A 17,301-nucleotide genomic window follows, 5' to 3' on the forward strand; every position below is an offset into this window, starting at 1 on the left:
GGAATAACCTGGGAAAATTCGCTGCACCGGCGATGCGGATAGGTTTTGACAACCTCTTGCTGCGCCGGAGCCGTGATGACCCCGCCGACCCTTCCCCTGTCAGGTCGCCGCATCCTCGTGGTCGAGGATGAGTATTTCATCGCGATCGAGATGGAGCGCTGGCTGCAGGAGGCCGGAGCCGAGGTCGCCGGCCCCGTTCCGGACGCGGAGCGGGCACTGGCCCTCATCGAGACGGAATCGCTCGATGCGGCCGTGCTCGATATCCATCTCGACGGCGAGCCGGCCTACGTCGTCGCCGACCGCCTCACCGAGCGCGGCGTGCCCTACCTGTTCGCCACGGGCGAGGTCAGGATCGCCGAGGGCTCGGATTACCGCTCGCACCCCGTCCTGGGCAAACCCATCCTCGACGACGAATTGCTGCGAGCCGTGAGCCAGCTCATCGCCCACTGAGCCGGCGGCTGTCCTTCGCACGGACGAGCGGCCCCTCCGCGACCGTTCTGCGACGCACCGGCTTGCGGCTTTACCCGCCGGGATGCGAAGCTGCCGGTTGTGGACGATGTCCGCGGCCCGAGCGGGGGCTGCGAATCCGGGTGTCGAACGGCCCCGGATTGCCGTGCGCGATCCTCACAGGCTCACGCCCCGGAGACGATTCCCGACGCTCCGGCAAGGTGAAGCCCGATGACCGAACCATGGACGAGCGCGGCTCTCGCGAGAGTCGAACAGACCACGCAGCTGGCATCGGAGATCCGCACGATCGTCGAACACACGAAGCTCATCATCGCCAGTTCGCGGGAGATCCTCGCCGCGCACGGCACACCGCATCCATCGACGCGTCCCCTGCCCGCTCGCTCGCCGAGGCCGCCGGACGCGCTCTGCGCCGCCTTCGACGCGCTGCTCGAGGCGGCGCGTCAGGCCGAGAAAGCCGGGGATCCCGACTTGTTCATCCTCATCGAGCGAGCCCTGCTCCAGGCCGGCGACTGCATGGAGCGGACGGCCTCGACCCTCGCGCGCCGCGAGCCTCCCGTTCAGTAGGCCCGATCAGCCGAGACCGCGCGCGCGGCGCCACGCCCGAAGTGCGCGCAGGCGCTCCTCGTAGGCGAGACGAAGCGCGGTCTCGGGTTCGCCCTTCATCTCGGGCGGCGTCAACGCCTCCTCGACGACGGGGATCCCGAGTCGCTTGGCGATCTCGTCACGCCAGCAGGCATCGGCGACCGCGAACTCGATATCCGTGCGAATCGTGTCTTCGTCGTCCATGGGGCGACTTCTCATGCGGCGGAGCGAGGCGCTGTGAGCCTGCCCAAACCGGGAAGGACCGACTTTAGCCTAGCCTGCGGTCGGATTCGAGATGTGGCGGACGGCACATCGGTGTCATCGATATCATGCCGAAGCGAATCGATTCCTTCGGGACGGCCGATCCGATCTCGGCACGGTGTCTCCCGGTCTCCCCGGTGTCCAAGCCGAGGATCAAGCCGAGGATCCTGCCAAGGATTATGCCAAGGATCATGCCCCTTGGGCCCGTCGCGGCTCGGGGTGAGCCTCGCCCGCCTCCCGGCACCGCGTGAAGGCGCTCAGCGATACCCGCGCGACCTCGCGCAGGGCGTCGCGGTCGGCGCCCGACGAGGCCAGGACGCCCATGCCGGAGGCGACCGTCGAGAGGAAGCGGGCCAGCGCCGCCGGATCGGCCTCCGGCGCGAGGTCGCCGTCCCTCTGGGCCTGGGCGAACCGCTCGCGCAGGTCCGATTCGGTCTGCGCGCGCCGGGAGGCCAGCTCGAAGGGAATGTTCTCCGAACCCTCCCCGCAGGCGAGCCCGCCCTGGACTAGGAGGCAGCCCGGCGGGTTGGCCGGGTCGGTGTGGCTCTCGGCGATGCTCGACAGGAAGCGCTCGGCCACCTCGCGGGCGGTCGCGCCCGCCAGCACGTGGCGCATGTGCTCGCAGCGCCGCTGCGCGTAGCGGTCGAGGGCGGCCTTCAGCAGCCCCTCCTTGCTGCCGAAGGCCGCGTAGAGGGACGGCGCCTTGATGCCCATCGCCTTCGTCAGCATGGCGAGGCTCGCGCCGTCGTAGCCGTGGCGCCAGAACACCTCCATCGCCTCGTCGAGGGCCTTGTCCGTGTCGAAGGACCGGGGCCGCCCCATCACCATTGTCCGCGGGCTCCAAATTTCGTATCGAAGTTTTGTATCGAGTGGTAGATAAGTCTCTTGACGCGCGGCGTCCACGCCGACATGTGTAGCGAACTCTACAGATGTCGGAGCCGCTCGTGGATCCTCAGCGTGGCACCTCCTTAGGCCGTTTTCTGCTCCGGCGCAGCGTCGGGGTCGGCCTCGCACTCTCCCTGCTGGCGGGCGCCGCCTGGCTCGCGACGCCGGTCTCGGTGTGGCAGACCGCACCGGCCCAGGCCGCAACCCCGCAGGATGAGCCGGCGATGCCGGCCGCTGTCGCCACGGTCGAACCCCGCGACGTGATCCTGTGGGACGAGTTCTCCGGCCGCCTGGAGGCGGTCGACCGCATCGAGGTGCGCGCCCGCGTCGGCGGCGCGATCCAGGCCACGCATTTCGTCGAGGGTGAGCTGGTCAAGCCCGGCGACCTCCTCGTGACCATCGATCCCGCGCCCTACGCGGCGGAGGTCGAGCGCCTGGAGGCCCAGGTGGCCGGCGCCGAGGCGCGCGTCGCCCTGACCTCGAGCGACCTCGAGCGCGGGCAGCAATTGTCGGACCGGCACATCGTCACGGCGCGCGACCTCGACGTGCGCGCCAACGCCTTCAAGGAGGCGAAGGCGACTCTGGCGGGGGCGAAGGCGGCCCTGGCGGCGGCGCGGCTCAATCTCGACTACACTCAGGTGCGGGCGGCTGTCGGCGGCCGCGTCGGCCGCCGCGAGATCACGCCGGGCAACCTCGTGGCAACGGGCGCCGGCGCCGCGGTGCTGACGACCCTCGTCTCGGTCGATCCGGTCTATGCCAGCTTCGACGCCGACGAGACCGTCATCCTGAAGGCGCTCGCCTCGATCGCCGAGCCGGCGGGCGGGCGCGGCCGGCTCGCGCGGATCCCGGTCGAGATGATCACGGCCGATGGGGCGCGCGCCAAGGGCAGCCTGCAATTCATCGACAACAAGGTCGATGCCCGCAGCGGCACGGTCCGCGTCCGCGCCACCTTCGCCAACGGCGACGGCCACCTGATCCCGGGCCAGTTCGCGCGGATGCGGCTGGGCCAGGCCGTCCCCGAATCGCTCCTGCTCGTCGATGAGCGCGCCATCGGCACGGACCAGGACAAGCGCTTCGTCCTCGTGGTGGGAGCCGACGGCCGGGCCGAGTTCCGGGCCGTCACCCTCGGCCGGGCCGTCGACGGCCTGCGCGTCGTGACCTCCGGCCTCTCCGGCGGCGAGCGCATCGTGGTCAACGGGCTGCAGCGCATCCGGCCCGGCACCCGCATCAGCCCCGAGCCGGTCCGGATGGGCGCCCGCCCGCAGGATTCTTCGCCCCAGACGGGCAAGCTCGCGCAGCGTTAGAAGCCTCGCGCAGCGTTAGAAGCCTCGCGCAGCGCTAGAAGCCTGGCGCAGCGCTGAGACGCCTACCGCTCCGATCCGACACCCAAAACCGCCCGGCGGCAACGCCGTGACCGGCAGCCCCATCGGCTGCGCGGGCGGCCTTCCTACGCCCCGTCTTCCCCGAGGGTCGGCATGAATCTCTCCAAGTTCTTCATCGACCGGCCGATCTTCGCGGGCGTGCTCTCGGTGCTCATCTTCGTGGGCGGGCTCATCTCGCTCTTCGCGATGCCGATCTCGGAATATCCGGACGTCGTGCCGCCCTCGGTCGTCGTCCGCGCGACCTTTCCGGGCGCCAACCCCAAAGTCATCATCGAGACCGTAGCGACGCCGATCGAGGAGCAGATCAACGGCGTCGAGGGCATGCTCTACATGTCGAGCCAGGCCACGACCGACGGCGTGATGGTGCTGACCGTCACCTTCCGGCTCGGCACCGATCCCGACAAGGCGCAGCAGCTCGTCCAGAACCGCGTCTCGCAGGCCGAGCCGCGCCTGCCGGCGATCGTGCGCCAGCTCGGCATCGTCACGGTGAAGTCCTCGCCCGATCTCACCATGGTCGTGCACCTCGTCTCGCCCAACGGGCGCTACGACATGACCTATCTGCGCAACTACGCGGTCTTGAACATCAAGGATCGCCTCGCCCGTCTCGACGGCGTCGGGCAGGTCCAGCTCTTCGGCTCCGGCGACTACGCCATGCGGATCTGGCTCGACCCGCAGCGGGTGGCCGAGCACGGCCTGTCCGCCGGCGACGTGGTGCGCGAGATCCAGGCCCAGAACGTCGAGGCGGCGGCCGGCGTCATCGGCGCCTCGCCCGCGGTGCCGGGCCTCGACCTGCAGCTGTCGCTCAACGCCGAGGGCCGCCTCACCAGCGAGGAGCAGTTCGGCGACATCGTCGTCAAGACCGGGGAGAACGGCGAGATCACCCGCCTGCGCGACCTCGCGCGGATCGAACTCGGAGCCTCGGACTACGCGCTCCGCTCGCTCCTCGACAACAAGTCGGCGGTGGCGATCCCGATCTCGCAATCCCCGGGCTCGAACGCGATCCGGATCTCGGATCAGGTCCGCCAGACCATGGCCGAGATCAAGCGGACCATGCCGGAGGGGGTCGATTACCAGATCGTCTACGATCCGACGCAGTTCGTGCGCGCCTCGATCGAGGCGGTGATCCACACGCTGCTGGAGGCGGTCGCCCTCGTCGTCCTCGTGGTGATCCTGTTCCTGCAGACGTGGCGGGCCTCGATCATCCCGCTTCTCGCCGTGCCGGTCTCGATCGTCGGCACCTTCGCGGTGATGCACGCCTTCGGCTTCTCCATCAACGCGCTGAGCCTGTTCGGCCTCGTGCTCGCCATCGGCATCGTCGTAGACGACGCCATCGTCGTGGTCGAGAACGTGGAGCGCAACATCGAGGCCGGCCTCTCGCCGAGGGAGGCCAGCTATCAGGCCATGCGCGAGGTCTCCGGCCCGATCATCGCCATCGCGCTCGTTCTCGTCGCCGTCTTCGTGCCGCTCGCTTTCATCAGCGGATTGACGGGCCAGTTCTACAAGCAGTTCGCGCTCACCATCGCGATCTCGACGGTGATCTCGGCGATCAACTCGCTGACCCTCTCGCCGGCCCTGTCCGCGCTCCTGCTCAAGGACCATCACGCGCCGAAGGATCGGCTGACCCGGATCCTCGACACGCTGCTCGGCTGGTTCTTCCGCCGCTTCAACCGCGCCTTCGGGCGGGCCTCGGACGGGTACGGGCGCGGCGTCGGCGCCGTCGTCTCGCGGAAAGGCGCGATGATGGTCCTCTACCTCGTGCTCGTCGGCGTGACCGTGGTGCTGTTCCAGAGGATCCCCGGCGGCTTCGTGCCGGGCCAGGACAAGCAGTACCTCGTCGGCTTCGCGCAGCTGCCCGACGGCGCCACCCTCGACCGGACCGAGGAGGTGATCCGCCGCATGAGCGAGATCGCGCTGAAGGAGCCCGGCGTCGAGAGCGCGGTGGCCTTCCCCGGCCTGTCGATCAACGGCTTCACCAACTCGTCGAATTCGGGAATCGTGTTCTCGACGCTGAAGCCGTTCGAGGAACGCAAAGGTCCGGACTTGAGCGGGGCGGCGATCGCGCAATCGCTGAACAAGAAGTTCGCCGCGATCCCCGAGGCGTTCATCGCGATGTTCCCGCCCCCGCCCGTCAACGGGCTCGGCACGATCGGCGGCTTCAAGCTGCAGATCGAGGATCGGGCCGGCCTCGGCTACGAGGCGCTCAACGAGGCGACCAAGGCGTTCATGGCCAAGGCGGCGCAGGCGCCGGAGCTCGCCGGCCTGTTCTCCAGCTTCCAGATGAACGTGCCGCAGCTCTTCGCCGATCTCGACCGGACCAAGGCGCGCCAGCTGCGCATCCCGGTCACCGACGTGTTCGACACGCTGCAGATCTATCTCGGCTCGCTCTACGTCAACGATTTCAACAAGTTCGGCCGCACCTACTCGGTCCGCGTCCAGGCCGACGCGCCGTTCCGGGCCCGCTCCGACGATGTCGGGCAGCTCAAGGTCCGCGCCGGCTCCGGCGAGATGGTGCCGCTCTCGGCCCTGCTGCGGGTGCGGCAAACCGCGGGGCCGGAGCGGGCCATGCGCTACAACGGCTTCCTGTCGGCCGACATCAACGCCGGCGCGGCGCCCGGCTTCTCGTCGGGGCAGGCGCAAGCGGCGGCAACCCGCATCGCCGCCGAGACCCTGCCGCGCGGCTTCGCCTTCGAGTGGACCGACCTGACCTACCAGGAATTCATCGCCGGCAATTCCGGGATCTGGGTCTTCCCGCTGGCGCTGCTGCTCGTCTTCCTCGTGCTGGCGGCGCAGTACGAGAGCCTGACCCTGCCGCTCGCCATCCTCATGATCGTGCCGATGGGACTGCTCGCGGCGATGTTCGGGGTCTGGCTGTCGGCGGGCGACAACAACGTCTTCACGCAGATCGGCCTGATCGTGCTCGTCGGCCTCTCGGCCAAGAACGCCATCCTGATCGTGGAATTCGCCCGCGAACTGGAGTTTGCCGGCCGCACCCCGCTCGCGGCCGCGATCGAGGCGAGCCGCCTGCGGCTGCGCCCGATCCTGATGACCTCGATGGCCTTCATCATGGGCGTCCTGCCGCTGGTGACCGCGACCGGGGCCGGGGCGGAGATGCGCAACGCCATGGGCGTCGCAGTGTTCTCCGGCATGATCGGCGTTACCGCCTTCGGCCTGTTCCTGACGCCGGTCTTCTACGTGCTGCTGCGCCGCCTGACCGGCAACAGGCCGCTCAAGCAGCACGGCAGCGAGGTGCAGGCGCATCCGGACGGCATCGCCCGCGCCGCGTGACGGGCGAGGTTGTTCGGGGATCGCATCACCCGCGATCCGCGTCGCCGCCTCGGAAACGGCTTCGCTCCGTCATCACGAGGCGAAACCCGAGCGAGCAAGCGGAAATCCTGGCGCAGCCGCTCAGAAGCCGCTGCGCACCCGCAGATGCGTGTGCGTGTGGTTCGATGCGAATCCTTCCTCGTGCGCGTGCGCCGAGGTGTCCTCGGCGACCGGAATCAGGTTGAGCGTGCCGTGCATGACGCCGCGCTCGAGAAACAGCCTCTCCGCGTAGGACGACACATCGCCGACGGGACCGCGCATCAGCGTCACGTCGATCGACGTCGTGTGATCGATCGGAACCGACAGGGAGGCGACCGCCTGATCGTGGCGGTCGAGGCGCCCCTGCGGCACGCGGGATGCGAGGTTCCGTACCGACTGGTCGATCGTATAGCTGACGACGCCGAAGCACGGCGCGTCGGCCGGTGCGTCGGGACGCGCGGACAGGCCTCGCCGCACGAGGTCGCGGATGGCTTCCGATCGGCTCCCCGCGCCCGTGCTCTCCATGTAGGCATCGAGCGCAGCGGCCAGTTCGTCATCGATGGCGATGGTCGTGCGCTGCATGGATGAACCTCTCCCGATCCGCGCCGACCAGAGCCTCGTCCCGAGAGGTGGGTGCCGACGTTCGGAAAGAGACGATGCGCAATCAAAAGTCGAGAGCATCGTTCCGGATCCGATATCCGGGACGATGCTCTCGGCTGTTCTGTCGCCGCGGCCGAACGGGCGGCCGGCCGTTTCGGGGCACGGAGGCCGTCGACCGCCTTGCGCTGGATCAAGGCACCCCGTCCGGGCGGCCGGCAAGGATGATGCCGTCGAGCGGATGGGGGAGCCCCGGAGGCGAGAATGGCTTACGCGAACATCCTGGTCTCGGTCGATCTCGACGGAACCGCCCCCGACCGCATCCGGCTCGCCGCCGGCCTCGCGCGGCGCTTCGAGGCGACCCTCACCGGAGCGGCCGCCTGCAAGGTACCGGCACCGGATTACGTGCGCGACATCGGCGAGATCGACGACGAGGATCCCCGCTTCGAGGAGAAGGCGCGCGCCATGCTCGAGCGGGCACGCGCCCTGTTCGAACAATCCGCCGAGGCTCCGCTGCACCGCGACTGGCGCGAGGCCTTGGCCGGCCCGATCACCCATCTCGTCGGGCAGGCACGGGCGGCCGACCTCCTCGTGGTGGGGCGCCGCGGCGTCGACGACGCCCCGTTCGGCGCCCTCAGCGTTCCGCCCGGCCCCGTCCTGATGGAGGCCGCCCGCCCGATCCTCGTGGTGCCCCCGCGCACCGAGCACCTCCGGGGCGCCCGGATCGTCGTGGCCTGGAAGGACGGCCTGGAAGCGCGCCGGGCCGTCTCGGCCGCTCTGCCCTTCATCCGGGAAGCGGATCAGGTCTTCGTCGCCAGCACCGGCGAGGGCGCCCGCTACGAGGGTGCGGAGGATGTCGCCGGCCATCTCGCCCGCCACGGCGCCTCCGTAACGACGCATCTGCTGCGCACCGCCGTGAGCGACAGCGACGAACTCCTGCGTTTCGCCCTGAAACAGGAGGCCGACCTCATCGTGATGGGCGCCTACGGCCGCACGCGCCTGCGCGAATGGCTGTTCGGCGGCGTCACCTACGAGATGCTGCAACGCAGCCCCCTCCCCTGCCTGATGTGTCATTGATGCGCGTTCCGACCGTCCTCCCGATCCTCGCCCTCCTGCTGATTGCCCATCCAGCCGCCCTGCCGGCCGCGGCGCCGGCCCTCGATGCCCGCGCCCAGCGCGGCGAGACCATCGCGCGGACGAACTGCGCCCGCTGCCACGCGATCGGTCGCGTCGGCGCGAGCCCGCTGGCGGAAGCGCCTCCGTTCCGAGACCTGCACCGCAGCTATCCCGTCACGGACCTGGCCGAGGCGCTGGCCGAGGGCATCACCACGGGGCACCCGTCGATGCCGGAATTCCGGCTCGATCCCGACGAGGCCCACGCCCTGATCGCCTATCTTCAGAGCCTCGAACGCTGAGGCGCCTCGGAGTGCCGCCCGAAACGTCCGGTCACAGCGGCGCGGTAAGGGTTTCGGGAGCGACGCTCAGTTCGCCGCAAGATGTTCGAGCCGCGCGGGATCCACAAGGCGCACCCCGCCGGGCACGATCAGGATCGCCTTCTCCCGGTCGAGCCGGGTCAGCATCCGGCTCACCGTCTCGATAGTGAGGCCGAGATGGTCGGCGATGTCCTGCCGGCCCATCGGCAGCTCGACGGTGATGGAATCGTGCCCGATGCGGCCGTAGCGCGCGCGCAGGCCGAGCAGGAAGCTCGCGACCTTCTCCTCGGCGGTGCGGCGGCCGAGCAGCATCATGTGATCCTGTGCCAGCGACAGCTCATGGCCGGCCCGCTCGTAGAGGCGCTGCAGCAGGTGCGGCGTCTGCGCGACGAGGCCGGCGAAGGCGCGCCTCTCGAACCGGCAGAGCATCGTCGGCGCCAGCGCCTCGGCGGTGACGGTGAAGCGCTCGGGCAGAGCGAGGCCGAGGAAATCGCCGACCATGGCGAAGCCCATCACCTGCCGCCGCCCGTCCGGCAGGAGTCGCGAGAGGCGTAAAGCGCCCTCGGTGACGTTGTAGACGGCGCCGGCCCGGTCGTCCTGCTGGAACAGGGCCTGGCGCGGGTCGAGGTGGACCTGCTGGCTCAGCGCCTCCAGGCCGGCGAGTTCCTCGCGCGTGAGCGCCGCGCAGACGCTGACGAGGCGGACCTTGCACGCGGCGCAGCCGCCCTCCGATCGATCGTGGGCGCAGGCATGGCCGGCCGGAGCAGGCTCGGCATGGGCGCTCTCCGCTGAGCCGTGCATCGGACACCTCCCGCCGCGCATCCCCCGAGCCTATCCAATAGCCCCGATCCGCCCCGCCTGTGAAGCCGCGGCGAACAGAGCCGGAAAACCCGAGCAAGCGCAGGACAAAGCGCAGTCGAGGAAGAGGATGTTTCGGGAAGAAATTCGCCTCTCTACCGGACAGGATGCGCCTGAAGGTCCGACCTCAGGCCGGAACTACTCGGCTTCTTCCCCGGCCACACGGACTCGGATCGGGCCCGGACACGGCAGGCGGGGCGAGCGCGCCTGACGCCCTCACTCCGACCCTTACGTCGTCCCGAGCGAGACCCGGCGCCCGGGCAGCCCGAGATCCGGGCGGTGGCTCGTCAGCACGACGACGCGGTCGCGCCAGCGGGCGAGCAGGCGCCCGAGGATCCGGGCGGCCTGATCGTCGCGCAGATGCTCGGCCGGCTCATCGAGCAGGAGGACGGGGGCCGGGCTCAACCATGCGCGGGCGAGGTTGAGGCGCTGCGCCTCGCCGAGCGAGAGGCTGCCTTCGGCGATCCAGGCGTCGAGGCCGCCGCCGGCACGGAGGCGGGCGTCGAGTTCGACGGCCTCCAGCGCCGCCCACAAGGCCGCGTCGGAGGCGCCGGGCGCGAACAGGTTCTCGCGCACGGTGTCGGAGAGGATCGCCGCATCGTGCAGGCTCAGATGCGTCAGCGCCCGCCGCTCTTCCGCCGGGCGGACGGCACCGCCGAGCCGGATCGTCTCGCCGGGCCGCTCCGCGCTCCAGCCGGCCAGCGCCTTCAGCAGGGTGGTCTTGCCGCAGCCGCTGGCGCCGACGAGGGTCAGCGGCGTGCCGGGGACGACGGCCAGCTCCGGGGCCGGGCCGAGATCGCGCCCGTCCGGCGCCCGCAGGTGCAGGCCGTGCAGGGTCAGGGCGCCCGGGGCGGAGCCGGGCCGCGGGGCAGGCTCGGCAGCGCTGCCCGGCTCCACGGCGAGCGACCGGCGGGCGAGACGCGCGCGGACCGAACCCGGCAGCGTCCGCGCCAGGGACAGGATCGGCTCGGCGAGACCGAGCCAGGCGAAGGCGAGGAAGGCGGCGGGCAGGAGCCCGGTGCCGCGGGCGCCCGCGCTCCAGGCGGCGAGCAGCACCGCCAAGGCGAGGCTGGGACCGGCGAGCGCCAGCAGGGCCTCGAACCGGGCGAGCGCCCGCCGTCCATCGGCGGCCTCGCGCTCGGCATCGCGCAGCGGATCGAGGGCAATCCGCAGGGCGGCGCCGCGACGCCCCTCGGCTGCGAGGGGCACGGCCCCCGCGAGGGCGGTGCCGAGATGCGTGGCGGCGGCGCGGCGCGCATTCCGCGTCCACGCCTCGATGCCGGCAAGCCGCCTCAGCGTGCGCCGCGCGATGAGAGCGCCGGCCAGCGCGAGCCCGGCGACTGGAAGGAGCGCGAGCGGCGCGACGTAAGCCGTGAGGAGCGTGAGGAGGCCGAGTGCCGCGCCGGTCAGGGCGACGGGAAAGCCGACGCGCAGACGGGCGTAGTCGATGTCGGCCACGTCGTCGATGAAGTCGGCGAGCCGCTCCGGGCGGCCGAGTTGCCAGCCGGCGCCGCGGCTCTCCGGCGCCCGCGCGAGCGCCGCGAACAGGCCGGCGCGGCGGCGGACCTGATCGGTCAAAGCCGCCCGGTGGCCGGCCATGCGCTCGCCGTAGCGCGCGCCGGTGCGCAGCAGCGCGAACAGGCGCACCAGGGCGGCGGGATGGTGGAAGTTGAAGGCGAAGGCCGCCGGCCCGGCACCGGCCAGGGCCACCGCCGCCAGGAAGCTCACGGCGGTGCCGGCGAGCGCGAGGTTCGCCGCGAGCGCCAGCGCCGCGAGGACGAAGGCGAGGCGCCAAGCTCGGGCGGTGTCGGCGCGGGTCGAGCCGGCGGGCGCGGTGTCGGAGCGGGTGCGCATCACGCGGCCTGCCTCTCGCAATGGGTGGGCCTAAGGGCGATGCGCCGGTCGGCCATCGCCGCCAGCGCGGGATCATGGGTCGCCACGAGGACGAGGCGGGTGCGGGCGGCGCTGGCCAGGGCCTGGCGCACCCGCGCGGCGTTCGCGGGATCGAGCTTGGCGGTGGGTTCGTCGCAGAAGGCGGTGCCCGGCCGCAGCAGCAGCCGCGCGACGGCGACGCGGACCCGCTGGCCGCCGGAGAGGTTCTCGGCGCCGGCCCGCACGGGGGCGTCGAGGCCGCCGGGCCAGTGCGGATCCTCGCTCAGGCCGAGGGTCGCGGCGGCGGCCGCCACGGCCTCCGGCGTCGCGGGCGCGCCGTCAGCGATCGCCGCGCCGAGCGTGCCGGCCGGGATCGGCGTGTCGAGGGAGACCCAGCTCGCCGCCACGCCCTGCGCGGGCAGGCGAAAAGCCCCGGCGAGCGGCGCCTCGATGCCGGCCAGAACCCGCAGCAGTGTCGACTTGCCGGCCCCGCTCGGCCCGGTCACGGCGACGAGCCCGGTCTCCGGTAGATCGAAATCGGCGACGGGCCCAGCATAGGGCAGGACGAGGCCGCGGGCGCCCGGCACTGCGGGAACCGCGCCGCGTTCGGGCCTCGTCTCGGCCTCTTCCGAAAAGACCCAGGCGAGCGCCTCGGCAGCGGCCTCGCCCTCCGCCTTGGCGTGGTAGAGTTCGGCGTAGCGGCGGAACGGCAGGAAATATTCGGGGGCGAGCAACAGGATCAGCAGGCTCTGCCACAGCGCCAGATGCGCGAAACCCGGAATCTCGGCGAGGCCGAGATGGCCGAGCCCGAGGAAGACCGCCAGGATGGCGATGGCGAGCGAGGCGAAGAAGTCGAGCACGCCCGCGTTCAGGAAGGCCACCGCCAGGACGCCCATGGTGCCGTCGGCGTAAGTCTTGAGCCGCCGGTCGAGCTTGGCCGTCTCGCGGGGCAGGCCGTGGGCGGCGAGGATCGTCGGCAGCACCCGCACTCGGTCGGCGAACTGGGTGGCGAGCCGCCCGAGCGCCGCCTCCTGCAATGCGGCCCGGTCGCGGATCAGGCCGCCGACGAGGGCGAAGAACACGATCATCACCGGTGTGGCGAGGAGCAGCGCGACGGCCGCCTGCCAGGACACCGGCGCGACCGCCCCCGCCGTCAGCACCGGCCCGAGCGCCATCATCCGCCGCGCCGCGGCATGGCTGACGACGAGCCGAGCGAGCGCGCCGGGATGCCGCTGCAGGCCGGCGATCACCGCGCCGCGCGGCAGGTCGGCGGCGGCGCGGGCTGGCATCGCGGCGAGCCGCGCCTCGGCGGCATCGACGAGCGCGACGGCGACCTTCGCCTCCAGGGCGGCGCTGTGCGCCTCGATCAGACTCCCGAGCCCGGCGCCCGCGAGCAGGCAGGCCCCGGCGAGGCCGAGGGCGATCCCGTCGAGTTGCCCCGTCTCGATCAGCGCGCCCGCGAGCCGCGCCAGCGCCACGGCCAGCCCGAGCGTCGCGGCGCAGCGCAGCGCCTGAAGGGCGTGCAGGCGCGACAGGCCGGCCCGCGCCGCCCCGCGGGCGAGGGCGAGCGCCGCGGGCTCTAGAGCATCGTCCCGGAGATCGGATCCGGGACGATGCTCTAGGCTCTTGTTTTTGCATCGTCTTTTTCCGAAAGCCGGCAGCCACCTTTCGGGACGATGCTCTAGGGCGGCGCGGCCGGAACGGGCGCGGAGGGATCGTCGGGTCATGCCGCCTTGTGCGGCGGGGGCGGCGAGAGCGGCCTTGATCTGCGTCAAGGATCGCCAAGCGCGGCGGCGCGACAGGCAGCGTCGGACAAGGAGCCTCCCATGACCGATCCGCTGCTCGTCGATCTGTCGCGCCTGCAATTCGCGCTGACGGCGATGTACCACTTCCTGTTCGTGCCGCTGACGCTCGGACTCTCGATTCTCGTCGCCATGATGGAGACGGTCTACGTCATGACGCGCCGCAAGATCTGGCGCGACATGACCAAGTTCTGGGGCCTCCTGTTCGGGATCAACTTCGCCCTGGGCGTGGCCACCGGCCTGACCATGGAGTTCCAGTTCGGCATGAACTGGGCCTACTACTCGCACTATGTCGGCGACGTGTTCGGGGCCCCGCTCGCCATCGAGGGCCTGATGGCCTTCTTCCTGGAGGCGACCTTCGTCGGGCTGTTCTTCTTCGGCTGGGACAAGCTCTCGGCGCTCGCCCACTGCGTCGTCACGTGGCTGATGGCGCTCGGCACGAACTTCTCGGCGCTGTGGATTCTGATCGCCAACGGCTGGATGCAGAACCCGGTCGGCTCCCTGTTCAACCCCGACACGATGCGCATGGAGGTGACCGACTTCGCCGCCGTGATCTTCAATCCGGTGGCGCAGGCGAAGTTCGTCCACACGGTCTCGGCCGGCTATGTCTGCGGCGCGGTGTTCGTACTCGGCGTCTCGGCCTTCTACATCCTGCGCGGGCGGCACCTCGAACTCGCCAAGCGCTCGTTCGCCATCGCGGCGGCCTTTGGCCTCGCCTCGGCGCTCAGCGTCGTCGTGCTCGGCGACGAGAGCGGCTACGCCGTCACCGACCACCAGAAGATGAAGCTCGCCGCCATGGAGGCGATGTGGCACACGGAAGCCGCTCCGGCGGCCTTCACCGCGGTCGGCGTCCCGGATCTGGAGAGCCGCACCACCCGCTACGCGCTCCACATCCCCTACGCGATGGGCCTGATCGGCACCCGCTCGCTGACGACCGAGATCCCCGGCATCACCGAACTGGTCGCGCATGCCAAGGACCGCATCCGCAACGGGCTCGTCGCCTACGCTGCCCTTGAGCGGATCAAGGCCGACCGCACGGATGAGGCGGCCCGCGCCGAGTTCGCCCGGACGCAAGCTGATCTCGGCTACGCGCAGCTCCTCAAGCCGCTGATCGGCGATCCGCTCAAAGCGACCGACGCGGACATCGACCGGGCGGCGTGGTCCACCGTGCCGCACGTGCCCTCACTGTTCTTCACCTTCCGGGCGATGGTGGCCTGCGGCTTCCTGCTGATCGCCCTGTTCGGGGCGGCGCTCTGGTACACCGCCCGCGAGGCCGAGGCGCCGCGCTGGCTGTTCCGGGCGGCGCTCTTCGCCCTGCCGCTGCCCTGGATCGCGATCGAGTTCGGCTGGTTCGTCGCCGAGTTCGGCCGCCAGCCCTGGATCATCGAGGGCGTGCTGCCGACCGCGCTGGCGACCTCCGAACTCGGCATCCCCTCGCTCCTCATCACCATCGCCGGCTTCACCCTGGTCTACGGCGTGCTCGCGGTGATCGAGGTGCAGCTGATGCTGCGCGCCATCGCCAAGGGGCCCGAGACCCTGGCCGAGGACCCGGCCGCCCTCTTCCCCGGCGCCGGCACGAACCGGAACGAGGCCGGCCTCGTCGCCGCCGAGTAGCCCTCGCCCCTCCCTTCGCTCCCTGCCGGCGCCGGCGGCACCCGCCGCCGCGCCGGCCCCTCCCACGAGGAGTCCCCCTCCATGCTCGCCCTTCTCTCGGACTACGAAAGCCTACGCCTCATCTGGTGGGTGCTGCTCGGCGTGCTGCTGATCGGCTTCGCCCTCACCGACGGCTTCGACCTCGGCGTCGGCGCCCTGCTCCCCTTCGTCGGCCGCACCGATGTCGAGCGGCGGGTGGCGATCCACACCGTCTCCGCGACCTGGGAAGGCAATCAGGTCTGGCTGGTGCTCGGCGGCGGCGCGATCTTCGCCGCGTGGCCGGCGCTCTACGCGCTGAGCTTCTCCGGTTTCTACCTCGCCATGTTCCTCGTGCTGTTCGCCCTCATCCTGCGGCCCGTCGCCTTCAAGTACCGCTCCAAGCGGGAGGGCGCGGCGTGGCGCTCCCGCTGGGATTGGGCCCTGTTCGTCGGCGGCGCGGTGCCGGCCCTGATCTTCGGCGTCGCCGTCGGCAACGTGCTCCAGGGCGTGCCCTTCCACTTCACGGGCGACCTTCGCCCGATCTATGCGGGCAGCCTGTTGGGTCTGCTCAACCCGCTGGCGCTGCTGTGCGGTCTCGTCTCGCTGGCGATGCTGGTGGCGCACGGCGCGGCCTGGCTCGCCTTCAAGGCCGAGGGGCCGGTCGCCGAGCGCGCCCGCGCCATCGGGCTCAAGGCGGCGCTCGCCACCGCCGCCCTGTTCGCCCTCGCCGGCCTCCTGATCTGGGCCGGCGCCTTCGGCGGCTACCGGGTGACGAGCCCGCTCCCCGGCGACGGCCCGTCCAACCCTCTGGCCAAGGCGGTCGTGGCGGATGCGGGCGCGTGGCTCGCCAATTTCCGGGCCCATCCGGCCCTCGCCCTGGTGCCGCTCCTCGGCATCGCCGGCCCGTTGCTGGCGGCGCTCGGCTTCCGCACCCGGCACGAGGGGCTGACCTTCCTCGCCTCCAGCCTCGGCATCGCCTGCATCATCGCCACCGTCGGCCTGTCGATGTTCCCGGTCATCCTGCCGTCCAGCACGCATCCGGGCCACGCGCTCACCGTGTTCGACGCCTCCTCCAGCCGGGCGACCCTGCGCAACATGCTGATCGCGACGGTGATCTTCCTGCCGATCATCCTCGCCTACACCGCCTGGGTCTACCGGGTGCTGTGGGGCAAGGTCTCGGACCGCGACATCACCGCCCCCGGCTCGGCCGCCTACTGACGCTCCCGGCCCCGGCGGTGCCGGGGCCTGACTTGCTCCCCTTCCGCCTCGCATCAGGAGTCGCGACGATGTGGTACTTCGCCTGGATCCTCGGTCTCGGACTGGCCGCCGCGGTCGGCGTGCTCAACGCCCTCTGGTACGAGCTGCGCGCCGTGCGCGAGACGCCGCCGGAGGTCACGCCGACGCTGCCGACGCCATGAGGCGCCCTGATCGGACCGTCAGCCGCAGATGAGATCGACGTCGTGCTGCCGGAGGCGGTCGGCGAAGGGCTCGGGCGGCGGCCGGTCGGTCACCACGGTGAGCGGCGCGGCGAGGTCGAAGGTCTGCAGGTTGGCCTGGCGCCCGAATTTCCGGGAATCGGCGAGCAGCACCGCCCGCCGGGTCTGACCGCGCAGCGCCCGGCGCAGGACGGATTCGTGCTCCTCGTAATCCATCCAGCCCTGGGCGAGGTCGCAGGCGGCGATGCCCATGATCGCAAGATCGAAGAAGTGGCGCCGGGCGTAGTCCACGGTGTCGTAGCCGACGAGCGCGTTGTCGTTCGGCCGCAGCCGGCCCGGCGTCAGGTTCACCCGCGCCGGGCTGTCGGCGAGCAGCAGCGCGAGGTCGATGGAATTCGTCGTCACCGTGAGCTTGCGGGTGGTGAGCCGCCGGGCCAGCGCCAGCGTCGTGGTGCCGGTGTCGATGAAGATCGACATCCCGTCCTCCACCAGCCCCTCGGCGAGCGCGGCGACCCGGCCCTTCTCGCGGCTGTTGAGCCCGCTGCGCTCGGTGAGCGGCCGCTCCTGATCGAGGCGCGGGCGCACGGCGCCGCCGTGGATGCGCCGCAGCAGGCCGCGCTCCTCCAGCATCTTGAGGTCGCGCCGGATCGTCTCGTCGGAGACCGCGAGCGCGGCGGCGATGCTGGTGACGCCGACGCGCCCGGTCTGCGCGAGCTGCGAGAGGATTTCCTCGTGGCGATGATCGGTCAGCATCCCGGCCCTGTCCCCCGTTGAAGTGAGGATAGCGCCG

16 protein-coding genes are annotated in these 17,301 nt (G+C 71.2%); 9 read left to right on the forward strand and 7 right to left on the reverse strand.

Going from position 1 to position 17,301, the window contains the following annotated elements:
* The first annotated feature begins 75 nt into the window (after positions 1 to 75).
* Together MPPM_RS06770 and MPPM_RS06775 are read left to right on the forward strand one after the other, a co-directional pair.
* Positions 76 to 450, forward strand: coding sequence for a response regulator (locus MPPM_RS06770; protein ID WP_096484390.1), 375 nt, complete (start codon positions 76 to 78; stop codon positions 448 to 450).
* A gap of 228 nt (positions 451 to 678) precedes the next feature.
* Entirely contained in the window at positions 679 to 1,032 is a 354-nt protein-coding gene (locus tag MPPM_RS06775; RefSeq protein ID WP_096484391.1) for a hypothetical protein, read from the forward strand.
* 6 nt (positions 1,033 to 1,038) lie between these two features.
* Here MPPM_RS06775 and MPPM_RS06780 read toward each other — a convergent pair whose 3' ends face one another.
* Positions 1,039 to 1,254, reverse strand: a complete 216-nt coding sequence (locus tag MPPM_RS06780) for a hypothetical protein (RefSeq protein WP_096484392.1) — start codon at positions 1,252 to 1,254, stop codon at positions 1,039 to 1,041.
* A gap of 246 nt (positions 1,255 to 1,500) precedes the next feature.
* Positions 1,501 to 2,139 carry a TetR/AcrR family transcriptional regulator gene (locus MPPM_RS06790; protein WP_096484394.1) on the reverse strand — a complete coding sequence of 213 codons (639 nt, stop codon included), beginning with the start codon at positions 2,137 to 2,139 and terminating at the stop codon, positions 1,501 to 1,503.
* A gap of 101 nt (positions 2,140 to 2,240) precedes the next feature.
* On the opposite strand from MPPM_RS06790, the gene MPPM_RS06795 reads away from it, so the two are divergent.
* Positions 2,241 to 3,500 (forward strand): efflux RND transporter periplasmic adaptor subunit, encoded by a 1,260-nt coding sequence (locus MPPM_RS06795; protein WP_096484395.1) that lies wholly within the window; start codon positions 2,241 to 2,243, stop codon positions 3,498 to 3,500.
* Positions 3,501 to 3,671: 171 nt separating this feature from the next.
* Complete coding sequence (locus MPPM_RS06800) at positions 3,672 to 6,863, forward strand: efflux RND transporter permease subunit (protein ID WP_096484396.1); 3,192 nt, start codon at positions 3,672 to 3,674, stop codon at positions 6,861 to 6,863.
* A gap of 120 nt (positions 6,864 to 6,983) precedes the next feature.
* On the opposite strand, the gene nikR is transcribed toward MPPM_RS06800, so the two are convergent.
* Positions 6,984 to 7,463, reverse strand: a complete 480-nt coding sequence (gene nikR, locus MPPM_RS06805; protein ID WP_096484397.1) for a nickel-responsive transcriptional regulator NikR — start codon at positions 7,461 to 7,463, stop codon at positions 6,984 to 6,986.
* A 279-nt stretch (positions 7,464 to 7,742) separates the two neighbouring features.
* On the opposite strand from nikR, the gene MPPM_RS06815 reads away from it, so the two are divergent.
* Both MPPM_RS06815 and MPPM_RS06820 read left to right on the forward strand, forming a co-directional pair.
* Positions 7,743 to 8,555 (forward strand): universal stress protein, encoded by an 813-nt coding sequence (locus MPPM_RS06815; protein ID WP_096484399.1) that lies wholly within the window; start codon positions 7,743 to 7,745, stop codon positions 8,553 to 8,555.
* Positions 8,555 to 8,893, forward strand: a complete 339-nt coding sequence (locus MPPM_RS06820; RefSeq protein ID WP_096484400.1) for a c-type cytochrome — start codon at positions 8,555 to 8,557, stop codon at positions 8,891 to 8,893. Before MPPM_RS06815 ends, MPPM_RS06820 begins: the two co-directional genes overlap by 1 nt.
* A gap of 66 nt (positions 8,894 to 8,959) precedes the next feature.
* Here the strand turns inward: MPPM_RS06820 and MPPM_RS06825 are convergent, their stop codons facing one another.
* The 3 genes from MPPM_RS06825 to MPPM_RS06835 form a co-directional block, all read right to left on the reverse strand.
* Positions 8,960 to 9,712 carry a Crp/Fnr family transcriptional regulator gene (locus tag MPPM_RS06825; protein WP_096484401.1) on the reverse strand — a complete coding sequence of 251 codons (753 nt, stop codon included), beginning with the start codon at positions 9,710 to 9,712 and terminating at the stop codon, positions 8,960 to 8,962.
* A 285-nt stretch (positions 9,713 to 9,997) separates the two neighbouring features.
* A complete protein-coding gene (locus MPPM_RS06830) occupies positions 9,998 to 11,623 on the reverse strand; it encodes an ATP-binding cassette domain-containing protein (protein WP_173807987.1) in 1,626 nt (541 codons plus the stop codon).
* Positions 11,623 to 13,368, reverse strand: a complete 1,746-nt coding sequence (locus MPPM_RS06835; protein WP_096487758.1) for an ATP-binding cassette domain-containing protein — start codon at positions 13,366 to 13,368, stop codon at positions 11,623 to 11,625. The genes MPPM_RS06830 and MPPM_RS06835 overlap by 1 nt, the downstream gene beginning before the upstream one ends.
* A 99-nt stretch (positions 13,369 to 13,467) precedes the next feature.
* On the opposite strand from MPPM_RS06835, the gene MPPM_RS06840 reads away from it, so the two are divergent.
* From MPPM_RS06840 to cydX, 3 genes are all read left to right on the forward strand, one after another.
* Positions 13,468 to 15,057 (forward strand): cytochrome ubiquinol oxidase subunit I, encoded by a 1,590-nt coding sequence (locus MPPM_RS06840; RefSeq protein WP_096484403.1) that lies wholly within the window; start codon positions 13,468 to 13,470, stop codon positions 15,055 to 15,057.
* Positions 15,058 to 15,138: 81 nt separating this feature from the next.
* A complete protein-coding gene (gene cydB / locus MPPM_RS06845; RefSeq protein WP_096484404.1) occupies positions 15,139 to 16,293 on the forward strand; it encodes a cytochrome d ubiquinol oxidase subunit II in 1,155 nt (384 codons plus the stop codon).
* Between the two features lie 68 nt (positions 16,294 to 16,361).
* A complete protein-coding gene (gene cydX / locus MPPM_RS06850; RefSeq protein WP_012453227.1) occupies positions 16,362 to 16,493 on the forward strand; it encodes a cytochrome bd-I oxidase subunit CydX in 132 nt (43 codons plus the stop codon).
* A gap of 18 nt (positions 16,494 to 16,511) precedes the next feature.
* Here cydX and MPPM_RS06855 read toward each other — a convergent pair whose 3' ends face one another.
* The gene (locus MPPM_RS06855) at positions 16,512 to 17,264 is read right to left on the reverse strand and encodes a DeoR/GlpR family DNA-binding transcription regulator (protein ID WP_096484405.1); all 753 of its coding nucleotides are present in this window, start codon (positions 17,262 to 17,264) and stop codon (positions 16,512 to 16,514) included.
* Positions 17,265 to 17,301 lie beyond the last annotated feature (37 nt).

It is taken from the genome of Methylorubrum populi, assembly GCF_002355515.1.
Classification (GTDB): domain Bacteria; phylum Pseudomonadota; class Alphaproteobacteria; order Rhizobiales; family Beijerinckiaceae; genus Methylobacterium; species Methylobacterium populi_A.

Excerpts from the sequence above, each read along its gene's own strand:
- MPPM_RS06770 (WP_096484390.1), top strand. The coding sequence starts at position 76 with ATGACCCCGCCGACCCTTCCCCTGTCAGGTCGCCGCATCCTCGTGGTC.
- MPPM_RS06775 (WP_096484391.1), top strand. The coding sequence starts at position 679 with ATGACCGAACCATGGACGAGCGCGGCTCTCGCGAGAGTCGAACAGACC.
- MPPM_RS06780 (WP_096484392.1), bottom strand. The coding sequence starts at position 1,254 with ATGGACGACGAAGACACGATTCGCACGGATATCGAGTTCGCGGTCGCC.
- MPPM_RS06790 (WP_096484394.1), bottom strand. The coding sequence starts at position 2,139 with ATGGTGATGGGGCGGCCCCGGTCCTTCGACACGGACAAGGCCCTCGAC.
- MPPM_RS06795 (WP_096484395.1), top strand. The coding sequence starts at position 2,241 with ATGTCGGAGCCGCTCGTGGATCCTCAGCGTGGCACCTCCTTAGGCCGT.
- MPPM_RS06800 (WP_096484396.1), top strand. The coding sequence starts at position 3,672 with ATGAATCTCTCCAAGTTCTTCATCGACCGGCCGATCTTCGCGGGCGTG.
- nikR (WP_096484397.1), bottom strand. The coding sequence starts at position 7,463 with ATGCAGCGCACGACCATCGCCATCGATGACGAACTGGCCGCTGCGCTC.
- MPPM_RS06815 (WP_096484399.1), top strand. The coding sequence starts at position 7,743 with ATGGCTTACGCGAACATCCTGGTCTCGGTCGATCTCGACGGAACCGCC.
- MPPM_RS06820 (WP_096484400.1), top strand. The coding sequence starts at position 8,555 with ATGCGCGTTCCGACCGTCCTCCCGATCCTCGCCCTCCTGCTGATTGCC.
- MPPM_RS06825 (WP_096484401.1), bottom strand. The coding sequence starts at position 9,712 with ATGCACGGCTCAGCGGAGAGCGCCCATGCCGAGCCTGCTCCGGCCGGC.
- MPPM_RS06830 (WP_173807987.1), bottom strand. The coding sequence starts at position 11,623 with ATGCGCACCCGCTCCGACACCGCGCCCGCCGGCTCGACCCGCGCCGAC.
- MPPM_RS06835 (WP_096487758.1), bottom strand. The coding sequence starts at position 13,368 with ATGACCCGACGATCCCTCCGCGCCCGTTCCGGCCGCGCCGCCCTAGAG.
- MPPM_RS06840 (WP_096484403.1), top strand. The coding sequence starts at position 13,468 with ATGACCGATCCGCTGCTCGTCGATCTGTCGCGCCTGCAATTCGCGCTG.
- cydB (WP_096484404.1), top strand. The coding sequence starts at position 15,139 with ATGCTCGCCCTTCTCTCGGACTACGAAAGCCTACGCCTCATCTGGTGG.
- cydX (WP_012453227.1), top strand. The coding sequence starts at position 16,362 with ATGTGGTACTTCGCCTGGATCCTCGGTCTCGGACTGGCCGCCGCGGTC.
- MPPM_RS06855 (WP_096484405.1), bottom strand. The coding sequence starts at position 17,264 with ATGCTGACCGATCATCGCCACGAGGAAATCCTCTCGCAGCTCGCGCAG.